We start from the raw sequence: 13743 nt of genomic DNA, 5'->3' as shown, positions 1-13743 counted from the left end.
AGAGAACTTTTATGAATATGCCAGTGAAAGTCGAATATTTTAAAAATCCTAAAAATCGAGATTTGACGCCTGCAGAACTTGACGCATTTGCAAAAGAGCTCGATCAGATCAAACAAGAAGTATTGGATGATTTAGGTGAGAAAGATGCTAAATATATCCGCCGTGTCTATGCTGCAATTCGTTACAGTAGCTTTTTAGGGCGCGCATGCTTGTTTGCAGGTTGGTTCCCGCCAGCATGGATTTTAGGAACAGGTCTGTTAGGCTTTTCTAAAATTATGGAAAACATGGAACTTGGTCATAACGTTATGCATGGCCAATATGACTGGATGAACGATCCTAAATTTAATGGTCAAACTTACGAATGGGATACCGTTGGTACTTCTGATAACTGGCGTCAAACTCATAACTATAAACATCACACTTATACCAACATTAAAGGTATAGATGATGACATTGGTTATGGTTTGCTTCGCTTATTCCCAGAACAACGTTGGAAACCAGGTTTCTTGCTTCAACCTGTTTATAGCATACCATTTTGTTTGTTGTTCCAATGGGGCGTAGCCATTCAGAATCTTGAAATTGGACGTGTCCTTTATAAACGTAAGAGCATGGCAAAATTTTTAGAAGAGTTAAAACCAGTGAATAAAAAGATTGGTACTCAGCTCTTCAAAGATTACGTTTTTTTCCCATTAATTGCAGGCCCAGCAGCTTTACCTGTATTTACGGGAAATCTGGTTGCGAATGGTCTTCGTAATATTTGGACATTTACGATTATTTTCTGTGGTCACTTTACAAAAGATGCAGAAGTATTTCCAAAGTCTGTTTTACAGGACGAAAGCCGCGGCCACTGGTATATGCGCCAGATTCGTGGTTCTTCAAACTTAAAAGGTTCAGAAGCACTACATATCTTAAGTGGACATTTGAGCCATCAGATTGAGCATCATTTATATCCTGATGTTCCGGCACGCCGTTATCGCCAAATGGCTCCAAAAGTTGAAGCTGTATGTAAAAAATATGGTCTGAACTATAACAACGCTAGTTTGACCAAACAGTTTGGTCAGGTGGTTGGTCGTATCTTGAAATATGCCTTACCATTTAAAAAATAAATAAAAAAAGCCCTGATCAGTTCAGGGCTTTTTTTATTACTTCTTTTTAGAAATCCACATGGTAATCGTAGCTTGGAAGACTTTCTCTTTCTGAGAATCAAAGACTTCCACATTCACTAAATATTCTCCAGCTTTATCCCAGTCATAATTTTTTTCTACAGGCGTTGCAACTGCAATTAAGTCTGTTTCTGCCTTTTTTAAATATTCGACAGTCATACCTTTGGGAATCCAGCGATGTGTGGAAGGCACTGTAACTTCTGTCATTGTGCCACCTGCGAGTTCAGCCATATTACACATCGCAATCGCATGAACTGTTCCAATATGGTTGAGAACAGAACGCTTTTTCTTAATCGCTATTTCACAATAATTAGGTTTTAAATCGATAAAGAGCGGTGAAATACTGCCGAAATAAGGTGCTTTTAAACATAGCATGCGTGAGAAAGTCCATTTTCCTTTGGGGAAAGTAGACACTTTGTTCCAAAGTTCTAAAGTAGTTGCCATGGTTTAAAGCTCCATTATTAATAAAACAGAATTTTGTTCTGTTAAAGAATATAATTCTGTTTACAAAAGCGAGTCAAGTCATTCAGAATATCTCCGATAACTGGTTAGGGAACAAACAATGCAATCTGCACAAGAGCTATTAGAACGTTTATATCCAGGCAGAAGGGCTGCTTTAAAAAGACAGATTTTATTAGATGCTTTGTCTTGTTTCTTAGAAAATGGAATTGAAACTACAAGCATTGAGATGATTCGTGCGAAGTCTGACAGTAGTGTAGGGGCTATTTATCATCACTTTAAAAATAAAGAAGGGATTGTTGCGACTTTATTTTTTGCAGCTTTAGATGACCAAGCGGCAAGAAGAGATGACTATCTGGAGGGCACAGAATCCCTTCAAGAGGTTTTATATGCTTTTATTCATAGTTACATTGATTGGGTAAGTGAACAGCCAGAATTTGCTAAATTTTTAATATCTGCTCGTTTTAGTGTGATGCAAGGTGAAGACCAAGAACGTCTTGTTCAGAAAAATAAATCAAGAAATCAAAAGATCTTTAGAGAAATTTCAAATTATGCAGATTCTGAGTTTTTAAAATCTATACCTCATGAGCTATTACTTTCATTGGTGATTGGGTCTACAGAAAATTATTGCCGTGCGTGGTTATCACAACGTGTTCCTTCCAACCCTAAAATTTATAAAAATATTTTGGCAAAAGCTGCTTGGGATTCTTTGCAAAATTTGAGTTGAATATCTTGATCAGTAATAAAAAAAAGCCGCATCTTTCATGCGGCTTTTTTTGATGAAAAGAAATTATTTAAATTGAATTGAACCGTTTGCATTTACAGTAATTTTAGATTCACCAGCCGCCATGTCTTGAGCAGGAGCCGCTTCGGCAGTAGCAAACTTAGCCATGCTGGCACGCATTACAGGCTGTGGGAAATAGTTATTAGTGTTTAAGTTTAAATTAACGAGCGTGTATTGGCTTTTATTCCATGCTTGCGTCAACATTTGAGCACGTTGTTGAAAGTTTTTAGAAGCTTCGATCATCAACTCGTTTTCAACTTTTTTACGTTGTTCATCTGAAACTGTAAAATTAATGGATTGAGTTTGGAAGCCTTGCTGTAATTCATTTACTAACTGGCTTGCTGCTTTAAAGTCTTTACTTTCAAGACGAATTTCAGCGCGGCCACGCCATTCTTTTAGCTTGTTACTGTCATTATCGTAAATTGGATAAGTACTTTGTGCACCTGTTTCCACTTTTACTTGCGGATATTTACGAGAAACGGCAAGTGCCTGATTCATGAGTTGATTAATTTGATTTGAAAGTTCGGCTGGTTGTTTATTACTTTTTTCAATATATAAAGTTGCATGCATTTCATCATTAGAAACTTGACGAGAAGCTTCAGCTTGCACATTCACAATATTATAGTTCAAAGCGTTATCATCCTGAGCAAAAACTAAAGGGCTAAGGAGAGAACCTAAAAGAAGGGTTGAGACAGCTAAAGTACGCATAATTTTTTCCTTTAAAAATTAATATAAATTTAATTTTTTTCATTAAGAAATGTTAAACATAAGTTATGCATAACTTTTGCAGATTTTGTGGCGTATTTGTAATATTTAGATCAGTTTTTTAAATTTTGGTAAATATAAATTCTTTTAAAAACAAAGTCCTAAAATTAAAGTGTGTCAATGTAACTTAAAAAATCAAAGTAATATAAAAAAAGAATATTTTCTTTAGGTTGTCACATAGTATGATGATAATTCATCGTAACTATTGGGATGATACATTTTTTCAATAAGATTAGATGAGTAAAGTACATAAAAGACGTTTTTTTTCTTGTAAAATTAGGTATCATCGCGCTCCTAGTTACAAGATATAAAATAAGTGTCTTTACTAGTTCTATAAAGCACCGAGTCAAAGGACCCATCGTCACCAGACTTATTTCTTTCTACCCCTATCAGAGATGGTAATCCGATATGAGCGTTACTTCCGTTAACCCTGCCACTAATGCTACTAACGAATATTATTTGACTCGCCAAAGTCAAATGGAATCAAATGTTCGTAGCTATCCACGTAAATTACCGTTAGCGATAGCGAAAGCACAAGGATGCTGGGTTACTGATGTTGAAGGTACACAGTACCTTGATTGTTTAGCTGGGGCAGGTACATTGGCTTTAGGTCATAATCATCCTGCGGTGATTCAAAGTATTCAAGATACATTGGCAAGTGGTTTGCCATTGCATACTTTAGACTTAACCACACCTTTAAAAGATGCATTCACTGAAGCATTGTTAGCATATTTACCTGGTGGTAAAGAAGAATATTGCTTGCAGTTCTGTGGTCCTGCTGGTGCAGACGCAACTGAAGCAGCAATTAAACTTGCTAAGACTTACACTGGCCGTAGTTCAGTGATCAGTTTCTCTGGCGGTTATCATGGTATGACCCATGGTGCACTTGCTATGACTGGTAATTTAAGTGCGAAAAATGCAGTTAACGGTTTAATGCCAGGCGTACAATTCATGCCATATCCGCATGAATACCGCTGCCCACTTGGTTTAGGTGGTGAAGCTGGCGTTGACGCTTTAACTTACTACTTTGAAAACTTTATCGAAGATGTTGAAAGCGGTGTAACAAAACCGGCTGCTGTTATTCTTGAAGCGATTCAAGGTGAAGGCGGCGTAGTTACAGCTCCAGTAAAATGGTTGCAAAAAATCCGTGAAGTGACTGAAAAGCACAACATCGTTTTGATTTTAGACGAAGTTCAAGCTGGCTTTGCACGTTCAGGCAAAATGTTTGCATTTGAACATGCAGGTATTGAACCTGATGTTGTTGTAATGTCTAAAGCAGTAGGTGGTGGTTTACCACTTGCAGTATTAGGTATTAAACGTAAATTTGATGCTTGGCAGCCTGCAGGTCACACGGGTACTTTCCGTGGTAACCAACTTGCTATGGGTACAGGCCTTGTTGTATTAAAAACGATTACTGAACAAAATCTTGCTCAAAATGCGCAAGAACGCGGTGACTATCTACAAGCTGAATTTAAAAAATTGGCTCAAGAATTCCCATGTATTGGTAACGTGCGTGGTCGCGGTTTAATGATCGGTGTTGAGATTGTTGACGAGCGTAAACAAGCTGACCGTATTGGTTCGCTTCCTGCGGATTCACAATTAGCTGCTGCAATTCAAACTGCTTGTTTCAACAATAAACTATTGCTTGAAAAAGGTGGCCGTAACGGTACAGTAATTCGTTTACTTTGCCCGCTTATCATCACTCAAGAAGAGTGTGTTGAAGTAGTTGCTCGCTTTAAGAAAGCAATTGCAGAAGCATTGGTTGCAGTACGAGGCGCATAAGTATGGTGGATTTTGCAGAACATCGTAAAGCGTTACTCTGCAATGATGCACAATCCATTGCTGACTATGAGTCAGCAATGGGCGAAGCGGTAAAAGCCGTTTCAGCATGGTTGCAAAATGAAAAGATGTACACAGGCGGTAGCATTAAAGAATTGCGTTCAGCGATTTCTTTCCAGCCTTCAAAAGAAGGTATGGGTGTACAAGAATCACTTCAACGTATGATTGAGCTTTTCTTAAATAAAAGCTTAAAAGTACATCATCCGCACTCATTGGCACATTTGCATTGTCCAACGATGGTAATGAGTCAGATTGCGGAAGTACTAATCAATGCAACTAACCAGTCTATGGACTCATGGGATCAAAGCCCAGCCGGTTCATTAATGGAAGTTCAGCTCATTGATTGGTTACGCCAAAAAGTAGGTTATGGTTCTGGTCAGGCGGGTGTTTTCACCTCTGGCGGTACTCAATCTAACTTAATGGGTGTATTGCTTGCTCGTGACTGGTGCATTTCGAAAAACTGGAAAGACGAAAACGGTAATCCGTGGTCTGTACAGCGTGATGGTATTCCAGCTGATGCAATGAAAAACGTCAAAGTCATTTGTTCTGAAAATGCGCATTTCTCTGTGCAAAAGAACATGGCAATGATGGGCATGGGCTTCCAGTCAGTTGTTACTGTTCCTGTGAATGAAAATGCACAGATGGATGTAGATGCGCTTGAAAAAACAATGGCACATTTGCAATCAGAAGGCAAAGTAGTTGCTTGTGTCGTTGCGACAGCAGGTACAACTGATGCTGGTGCAATTGATCCATTGAAGAAAATCCGTGAAATTACCAATAAATATGGTTCATGGATGCATATCGATGCGGCATGGGGCGGTGCACTAATTCTGTCAAATGACTATCGTGCAATGCTTGATGGTATTGAATTGTCAGACTCAATTACCCTCGACTTCCATAAGCATTACTTCCAAAGCATTAGCTGTGGCGCGTTCTTGTTAAAAGACGAAGCGAACTATCGCTTTATGCACTACGAAGCTGAATATTTGAACTCTGCTTATGACGAAGAACATGGTGTACCAAACCTTGTTTCTAAGTCATTACAAACGACTCGTCGTTTTGATGCATTGAAATTGTGGATGACAATCGAATCACTTGGTGAAGACCTATATGGTTCAATGATTGATCATGGTGTAAAACTTACTCGTGAAGTTGCAGATTACATCAAGGCAACGACAGGCTTAGAGCTTTTAGTTGAACCACAGTTTGCTTCGGTATTGTTCCGTGTTGTACCACAAGGCTACCCAGTTGAGTTGATCGATAGCTTAAACCAAAACGTAGCGGACGAATTGTTTGCTCGTGGTGAAGCAAATATCGGTGTAACAAAAGTTGGTAATGTACAGTCATTGAAAATGACAACATTAAGCCCTGTTGTAACATTCGAAAACGTTAAAAACCTTTTAGGTCAAGTATTGGCTGAAGCTGACCGCATTAAAGATGCGATTGCTTCTGGTAACTATGTACCACCAATCGACTAATTGAGTTGATAACAAAAAAAGCCCGGTTTATTGCCGGGCTTTTTTATTACATATTATTTTTATTAAAAGTGTGTATCAGAAGAGTGATATATGCACAAACCATGCATATTTTTAAAAAACAAAAATAATTATGCATGATTTATGGGGAGCAAATTTCTTATTGTATTGGTATGTTCCCGATATTTTTGGTCGCATTGATATATCTATATCGTACTTACTTTAAATAATCCTGCTTTAACTGAAAATAAAGTAAGTGGCTGTAATTACAATTAAGACAAGGAAGAAGAAATGCAACAAGCGAATATGCTCAATGAATTTAAACTCATTATTGGCGGTCAACTTTGTTCAGGTGAACAAGGTGAACTAGAAATTATTAACCCTGCTACTGGCTTAACGGCTGCACATTGTGCAAAAGTATCGGTTGAGCAAGTGAATCAAGCAGTGAGTGCGGCTAAACAGGCATCTAAAGCATGGCAAATGGTGTCGCACGATGAACGTAAATCAATTTTAAACAAGGTAGCTGACGGTATTGAGAAGCACGCTGAAATGCTCGCAGAGCTGGTTGTGCTTGAACAGGGTAAGCCATTGGCACTCGCGCAAATGGAAGTGCAGGGCGCAATTGGCTGGACTCGTTATGCAGCTGCTATGGATTTACCTGTTGAAATTATCGAAGACAGTGAAGCCAAGCGTATTGAACGTCATCGTCAACCATTAGGTGTAGTGGCTTCAATTACCCCTTGGAACTGGCCACTCATGATTGCGGTCTGGCATATCATGCCTGCATTACGCGCCGGTAACGTTGTCATTAGCAAACCTTCTGAATACACACCACTATCGACTTTGCGTTTATGTGAAATCATTCAGCAAGAAGTTCCGGCTGGTGTTATTTCAATTGTGGTGGGTGCTGGCGAGATTGGTGAAGCATTATCTTCCCATTCAGATGTACAAAAAGTTGTGTTTACCGGTTCAACCAGAACTGGACAGCACATCATGACGGGTGCAGCTCAACAGTTAAAACATTTAACATTAGAGCTTGGCGGTAATGACGCTGGCATTGTATTACCTGATGCAAATATAGATGAAATTGCAGCTAAGATTTTCAATACTGCATTTTTAAATGCAGGCCAAACGTGCGCCGCGTTAAAACGTTTATATGTACATGAAAGTCAATATGATGCTTTATCCCAAAAATTAGCTGATATTGCCAATGCCCAAGTTGTGGGCGATGGAATGGAGTCTTCTACAACATTTGGTCCAGTACAAAACCAAATGCAATATAACAAGGTGAAAACTCTTATTGCAGAAGCAATTGAACAAGGTGCAAAAGCACTTTCTGGTCAACAGCAATTACCAGAGCAGGGCTACTTTATTGCGCCTACTATTTTGACTGAAGTTTCTGAATCTTGCCGTGTGGTCCAAGAAGAGCAATTTGGTCCAGTGTTACCTATTTTAAAATATACAGATATCAACGATGCAATTGCTCGCGCCAATGATAGTGAATTTGGTTTAGGCGGATCAATTTGGTCTTCTGACATTAAAGCTGCTCAGGTTTATGCTACTCAGCTTCAATGCGGTACGGTTTGGGTCAATACACATGCAGAGGTTCTCCCTTATGCACCTTTTGGTGGCTGGAAAATGTCAGGCTTAGGTGCTGAGTTTGGTTTGGAAGGCTTGCTTGAAAACACGATTGGTCAAACACTACATATTAGTAAAGTCTAAATATTAATTTTAAGGCGGATGATAGATCCGCCTTTTTATTCTAAATTATTTTATTAAAAGCCGAACTTGCTTAAGTCGTGTGATGGTAGCCGTGACTTTTAGGTTTGATCAAAAAATGATTCTGTTCTTTGATTTTTTTAAGAACAATGTAAGACTTTATGTGGCCAATAAAATTATAAGAAAGCAATCTTTCAGTCACAAATTGAGAAAGCTGTTCTAAATTCTCTGCAACTACTTTTAAAATAAAATCAGCATCGCCACTAATTGAAAATGCATCTTGAATGTTATCTTCAGCTTCAATTAATTCTTGAAAAGCCTGCTGCGATTTAGCTTCGTGTGTTCTTAAATTAATATGAATCATCGCTGTGACTTCCAGTCCTAGCGCTTGTTGCTGGATGCGGGCAGTGTAACCTAAAATTATGCCTTTTTGCTCAAGCAGCTGTCTTCTTCTAGAACATTGGGAAGCAGATAAACCGATTAAATCTCCAACTTCCTGATTGGTGAGCCGTCCATTCTTTTGTAATGCCTGAATGATTTGCCAGTCGAACTTATCCATTGCATAAAATCCTTTTATGATACACAAATCATGTATTTTTATTAAAATGCGTTTTTATTATGCACGAAATCTAAAAGGTAGATGAAATATTATTTTTCTATGGAATAAAAATTGGTCTCAAAGGATATAGAGCAATGTTCATAGAAATCGGTGACTTTTTAAATCTTCGTCTAAAACAAATGGGTATCCAACATCTGTTTGGTGTACCTGGTGATTTTAACCTCTCATATCTAGAACAAGTTGAAGCAGATCCAGAACTCGAATTTATTGGAAATTGTAATGAATTAAATGCTGCCTATGCAGCAGATGGTTATGCACGAATTAACGGTTTTTCTGCCTTGGCAACCACATATGGTGTAGGTGACTTAAGTGCGATTAATGGCATTGCTGGTGCCTATGCAGAAAATGTACCTCTTATCCATATTTCTGGTATTCCACCTTTACATGCAGTGCAAAAAGGTACTTTGATTCACCATACGTTGGTTGATGGTAACTACGACAATATTATGAACTGTATGAAAGAGTTCACAGTTGCTCAAACACGTTTAACTCCGGCAAATGCAGCCTTTGAAATTGACCGTGTATTACGTCAGTGTTTTCTTGATCGCCGCCCTGTACACATTCAATTACCTGGAGATATTACTCACGTTAAAATTGAAGTGTCTGAGCGTCCGCTTGACCTAAGTTATCCAGCTGTTGAACCTGAATTATTGCAAACTGTGGTGAGCAAACTTTGTGACATTATTGCGAATGCTCAAAGCCCAGCGCTTCTTATTGATAATGAAGCTTCAGTTTTTGGTGTAACTTCTCTACTTAATGATTTATCTCAAAAGTGCTCAATTCCATTTGCCGGTATGAATACTGCAAAAAATATTATGGATGAAGGCTCCCCTCGTTACATCGGTACTTATGTGGGTGGGGCAAGCCAGCCACATGTTAAAAATATCATTGAGCAGTCTGATTGTTTAATTGGTATTGGAGCACGTTTTACCGACGTCGGTTCAGCTGTATTTACTCATCAAATTGCGACTAAAAACTATATCGAAATTAAATCTTATGGTCTGAATATTTTTGGTCAGGATTTTCCAGGCATTGAGATTGGACAATTACTTGTTGAGTTAAATAAAAAAGTTGCACCGCGTAAAGCGACTAAACCTGTTCTTGAAAAGCAACCTCAAAAAGCCTTTGAAGCCCCAGCACAACAAAAGCTAAGCCAAGATGTACTTTGGAACTATATTGCAGGTTTCTTAAAAGAAGATGATGTGATTATTGGAGAGGTGGGAACATCAAACTCAGCTTTGTCTGGTTTAAAACTTCCTGCTACAGCTAAATATATTGCTCAGCCACTTTGGGGTTCAATCGGTTATACCTTACCGGCTTTACTTGGTAGTTTGCTAGCTGCTCCTGAACGCCGTCAAATTCTATTTATTGGTGATGGTTCATTCCAGCTTACGGTACAAGAGCTCTCTACGATTATCCGTCACGGTTTAAAACCCATTATTTTCTTGCTGAACAATGGCGGTTACACCATTGAGCGATTAATCATGGGCGAAAACGCTGCCTATAACGATGTACAAAATTGGAAATATACTGAAATTCCAGCTGTATTTAACGGTAAAAAAGGTCATACCACCTATGTGGTTGAAACTGCCGGACAGCTTAAGAGTGTTTTAGACAATGTTCATCAGAATGATCAATTAACTTTTATTGAATTAAAACTACCAGCAATGGATGCACCGGTGAGTTTGAAAAAATTTGCTTCTGTGATTGCTCGTTTTGACTACGGTGATCGCGGTTACGAAATTTTAAAGGAGCGTTCCCAGCCTATTAAATGTAAGGATGCAAGCTCGTTTTAAATAGAAGACAGGACAAGTCTTCTCAAAAATTAAATGGACTCATATTAAAGCAAACTTATGTCCGAAGGTCGGTTTCTGATCTTCGGATATGGTGCTGAATAAAGGTGTACAGGAAGTGACACCAACATTGGAGATAATGTTATGGATGCAAACAATAAGCACGAGTTAAAACAAGGCTTATCCAATCGGCATATTCAACTCATCGCACTCGGAGGGGCGATCGGAACAGGGTTATTCTTAGGTCTTTCTCAAACAATTAAACTGGCAGGTCCTTCAATTTTATTGGGATATGCAATTGCCGGAATTATCGCTTTCTTAATTATGCGTCATTTAGGTGAAATGGTTGTTGAAGAGCCAGTAAGCGGTTCATTCAGTTATTTTGCAAACAAGTACTGGGGCAAAATGGCTGGTTTTATGTCTGGCTGGAACTATTGGGTGTTGTATGTACTGGTAAGCATGGCTGAACTCAGTGCAATTGGCACCTTCATTCAGTTTTGGTGGCCTGAAATTCCCACTTGGCTGACTGCTTTATTTTTCTTTATTTTAATTAATGGCATTAACTTGGTAAATGTCCGCTTTTTTGGGGAATCCGAATTCTTATTTTCCTGCATTAAGATTGTTGCAATTTTAAGCATGATTGGTTTTGGTACCTATCTCTTATTTACAGGTTCTGCTGGTCCGCAAGCAGGTATTGCAAATTTATGGCAACACGGTGGTTTCTTCCCGCACGGAATTCACGGTTTTGTCATGGCTTTGGCCGTCATTATGTTTGCATTTGGTGGCTTAGAATTAATTGGTATTGCTGCGGCTGAAACTAAAAAACCTGAAACGACTATTCCAAAAGCAGTGAACCAGATTGTTTACCGTATTTTAATTTTCTATATCGGTGCGATTGGAATCTTACTGTGCCTTTACCCTTGGAATATGGTTGCAGAAGGCGGTAGCCCATTTGTAATGATTTTCCAATCATTAAATAGTAATGGCGTTGCGAACGTTTTAAACTTTGTGGTCTTGATTGCTGCCATTTCGGTTTATAACAGCTGTATTTATTGTAATAGCCGTATGTTGCATGGTTTAGCAGAGCAGGGTAATGCCCCAGCTATCTTGAAGAAAGTAAACAGTCGAGGCATTCCAGTTCCAGCAGCAGTAGTATCTGCATCGATTACAGCAATATGTGTGGTCGTAAATTACCTAATTCCAGGTCAAGCTTTTCAGCTCTTTATGATGCTGGTTGTGGCTGCACTTGTTATTAATTGGCTTATGATTTCAGTGACTCATTTGAAATTCACTAAAGCAATGAAATTGCAAAAACGTCAAACCAAATTCCAAAGCATTCTTAGCCCATGGAGTAATTATTTAACCATTAGCTTTGTATGCTTTATTCTTATTATTATGGCAATGACGCCAGATATGAGACTTGCTGTTATTTTAGGCCCAATCTGGTTGGCTGTTTTAGCCCTTACATATTTCTTAAAATATCGTAAAAAAATGGTTGCGATGCCAGAAGTACAATCGAGTTGATCGTTTAAATTGACAATGATATTGCGGTTACCTGACGTAAAACAGGTAACCCTTTATCTTTTGTCATATTATTTTCATGTTACAAAGAAATTATTATTTTTAGAAATATTTTAATAAAAACTTCCTTAATCAAAAAATATTTTAATCATTAAACTAAAGATAACTAAATTATCGTTTTTTAAAACATTTATAACATCTTTATTTTTTATATTTTATAAATACAAAAATCTTATATTTTTAACGAGTGTAATAATACAGACTAATATATAACGTAAAATACCTACTAGGATTGAATTAAATATTTGATAATAGGTAAAAAATAATAATGTGACAATTAACAATATCGAAATCATTAAAGCGTCATCATACTGTAACTTAATTGTCATATTTTCTATTCACAATGCAGCTATCGAAGAGCGTACAAGCACTCAACAAAAAGTGACGTACAACCTATTGCATTAATGAGAGAGAACAGAATGCGCTTAAATCCACGTCAAATCGCAATTGCGTTAGCAGTAACTGGGGCAGCTGTAACAACGACTGCAAATGCAGCTCGTGATACGATTCAAATTGCTGGTTCTTCAACTGTATTACCATTTGCCAGCGTTGTAGCTGAAGAGTTTGGTAATACTTTCCCTCAATTTAAAACTCCTGTAGTTGGTTCTGGCGGTTCTTCTGCTGGTTTAAAACAATTCTGTCAAGGCGTTGGCGATAACACAATCGACGTTGCAAACGCTTCTCGTAAAATTAAAAGCACTGAAATCGAAGCTTGTAATAAAGCTGGTGTAAAACAAATTCAAGAAATCAAAATTGGTTACGACGGTATTGTATTCGCGTCTAACTCAAACAAAGCTGCTTATAAATTAAAACCTTACCATGTGTTTGCTGCTTTAGCTGCACAGTTACCTTCAAAAGGTAAGTTGGTTCCAAACCCATATACAAACTGGAACCAGATTGATAAATCTCTTCCAAATGAACCGATTACACTTGTAATTCCTGCATCTAACCACGGTACTCGTGAAGTTTTCCAAGAGAAAATGGTTGAAGCTGGTTGCGAATCGTATGAATACTTCAAGAGCTTAGACAAAGATGCTCAGAAGAAAGCATGTTCTACTTTCCGTAAAGATGGTCGTGTAATTGAAATTGCTGGTGATTACACAGAAACATTGGCTCGCTTAAAGACTTCTCCAAGTGCAGTAGGTGTGTTTGGTTTAAGTTTCTATGATATGAACCGTGACAAGTTACGTGTAGCGACAGTAAACAATGTTGTTCCTTCTGAGAAAACTGTATTGAACGGTACATACCCTGTATCTCGTCCATTGTTCTTCTATGTGAAAGGCGAGCACTTAAAATCAGTTAAAGGCTTACCGCAATATGTAGAATATTTCGTAAGCAAAAAAGCAACAGGTAAAGGTTCTAAAGCTGAGCGTGATGGCTTAATCGCAATGTCTGATGCTGAACGTGCAAAAGTTTTGGCTGACTTTAAAGCAGGTAAAACTGTTAAGTAAGTTAGTTTGAATAGGGGCTGGTGATCTTGAAAGTTCATCAGCCTTTTTGTCTAACTTGTTTTTCCAAATTATGACAATTGAGAAAACAGTGGAGA

Annotated in this window: 11 protein-coding genes; 8 read left to right on the top strand and 3 right to left on the bottom strand. The window is 38.1% G+C overall.

The window, feature by feature from the left end; genetic code table 11:
* Window positions 1–11 precede the first annotated feature (11 nt).
* On the top strand, window positions 12–1106 hold the full coding sequence (locus RMB13_RS10575) for an acyl-CoA desaturase (protein ID WP_005038996.1): 1095 nt from the start codon (window positions 12–14) through the stop codon (window positions 1104–1106).
* Window positions 1107–1142: 36 nt separating this feature from the next.
* Here the strand turns inward: RMB13_RS10575 and RMB13_RS10570 are convergent, their stop codons facing one another.
* Window positions 1143–1607, bottom strand: coding sequence for a hotdog fold domain-containing protein (locus RMB13_RS10570; RefSeq protein WP_080027561.1), 465 nt, complete (start codon window positions 1605–1607; stop codon window positions 1143–1145).
* 118 nt (window positions 1608–1725) lie between these two features.
* Here RMB13_RS10570 and RMB13_RS10565 point away from each other — a divergent pair, with 118 nt between their 5' ends.
* Complete coding sequence (locus RMB13_RS10565) at window positions 1726–2349, top strand: TetR/AcrR family transcriptional regulator (protein ID WP_311085221.1); 624 nt, start codon at window positions 1726–1728, stop codon at window positions 2347–2349.
* 63 nt (window positions 2350–2412) lie between these two features.
* Here RMB13_RS10565 and RMB13_RS10560 read toward each other — a convergent pair whose 3' ends face one another.
* Complete coding sequence (locus RMB13_RS10560; RefSeq protein WP_004643594.1) at window positions 2413–3114, bottom strand: SIMPL domain-containing protein; 702 nt, start codon at window positions 3112–3114, stop codon at window positions 2413–2415.
* A gap of 465 nt (window positions 3115–3579) precedes the next feature.
* Between RMB13_RS10560 and RMB13_RS10555 the strand changes: the two genes are divergently transcribed.
* From RMB13_RS10555 to RMB13_RS10545, 3 genes are all read left to right on the top strand, one after another.
* On the top strand, window positions 3580–4953 hold the full coding sequence (locus RMB13_RS10555) for a diaminobutyrate--2-oxoglutarate transaminase (protein ID WP_004643593.1): 1374 nt from the start codon (window positions 3580–3582) through the stop codon (window positions 4951–4953).
* A 2-nt stretch (window positions 4954–4955) separates the two neighbouring features.
* Window positions 4956–6488 (top strand): aspartate aminotransferase family protein, encoded by a 1533-nt coding sequence (locus RMB13_RS10550; protein ID WP_311085220.1) that lies wholly within the window; start codon window positions 4956–4958, stop codon window positions 6486–6488.
* A gap of 288 nt (window positions 6489–6776) precedes the next feature.
* Entirely contained in the window at window positions 6777–8207 is a 1431-nt protein-coding gene (locus RMB13_RS10545) for an aldehyde dehydrogenase family protein (protein WP_311085219.1), read from the top strand.
* Between the two features lie 70 nt (window positions 8208–8277).
* Here the strand turns inward: RMB13_RS10545 and RMB13_RS10540 are convergent, their stop codons facing one another.
* Window positions 8278–8763 carry an Lrp/AsnC family transcriptional regulator gene (locus tag RMB13_RS10540; protein WP_017387914.1) on the bottom strand — a complete coding sequence of 162 codons (486 nt, stop codon included), beginning with the start codon at window positions 8761–8763 and terminating at the stop codon, window positions 8278–8280.
* A gap of 134 nt (window positions 8764–8897) precedes the next feature.
* Here RMB13_RS10540 and RMB13_RS10535 point away from each other — a divergent pair, with 134 nt between their 5' ends.
* The 3 genes from RMB13_RS10535 (at window position 8898) to RMB13_RS10525 (ending at window position 13648) form a co-directional block, all read left to right on the top strand.
* Window positions 8898–10619, top strand: coding sequence for an alpha-keto acid decarboxylase family protein (locus RMB13_RS10535; protein ID WP_005045955.1), 1722 nt, complete (start codon window positions 8898–8900; stop codon window positions 10617–10619).
* A gap of 141 nt (window positions 10620–10760) precedes the next feature.
* The gene (locus RMB13_RS10530; RefSeq protein WP_004643586.1) at window positions 10761–12140 is read left to right on the top strand and encodes an amino acid permease; all 1380 of its coding nucleotides are present in this window, start codon (window positions 10761–10763) and stop codon (window positions 12138–12140) included.
* 476 nt (window positions 12141–12616) lie between these two features.
* A complete protein-coding gene (locus RMB13_RS10525) occupies window positions 12617–13648 on the top strand; it encodes a substrate-binding domain-containing protein (protein ID WP_056481326.1) in 1032 nt (343 codons plus the stop codon).
* Window positions 13649–13743: the final 95 nt, after the last annotated feature.

This window comes from Acinetobacter sp. V102_4 (assembly GCF_031799005.1).
In the GTDB taxonomy this organism is placed as follows: domain Bacteria; phylum Pseudomonadota; class Gammaproteobacteria; order Pseudomonadales; family Moraxellaceae; genus Acinetobacter; species Acinetobacter calcoaceticus.
This window is presented reverse-complemented; position numbering and strand designations above follow the sequence as displayed.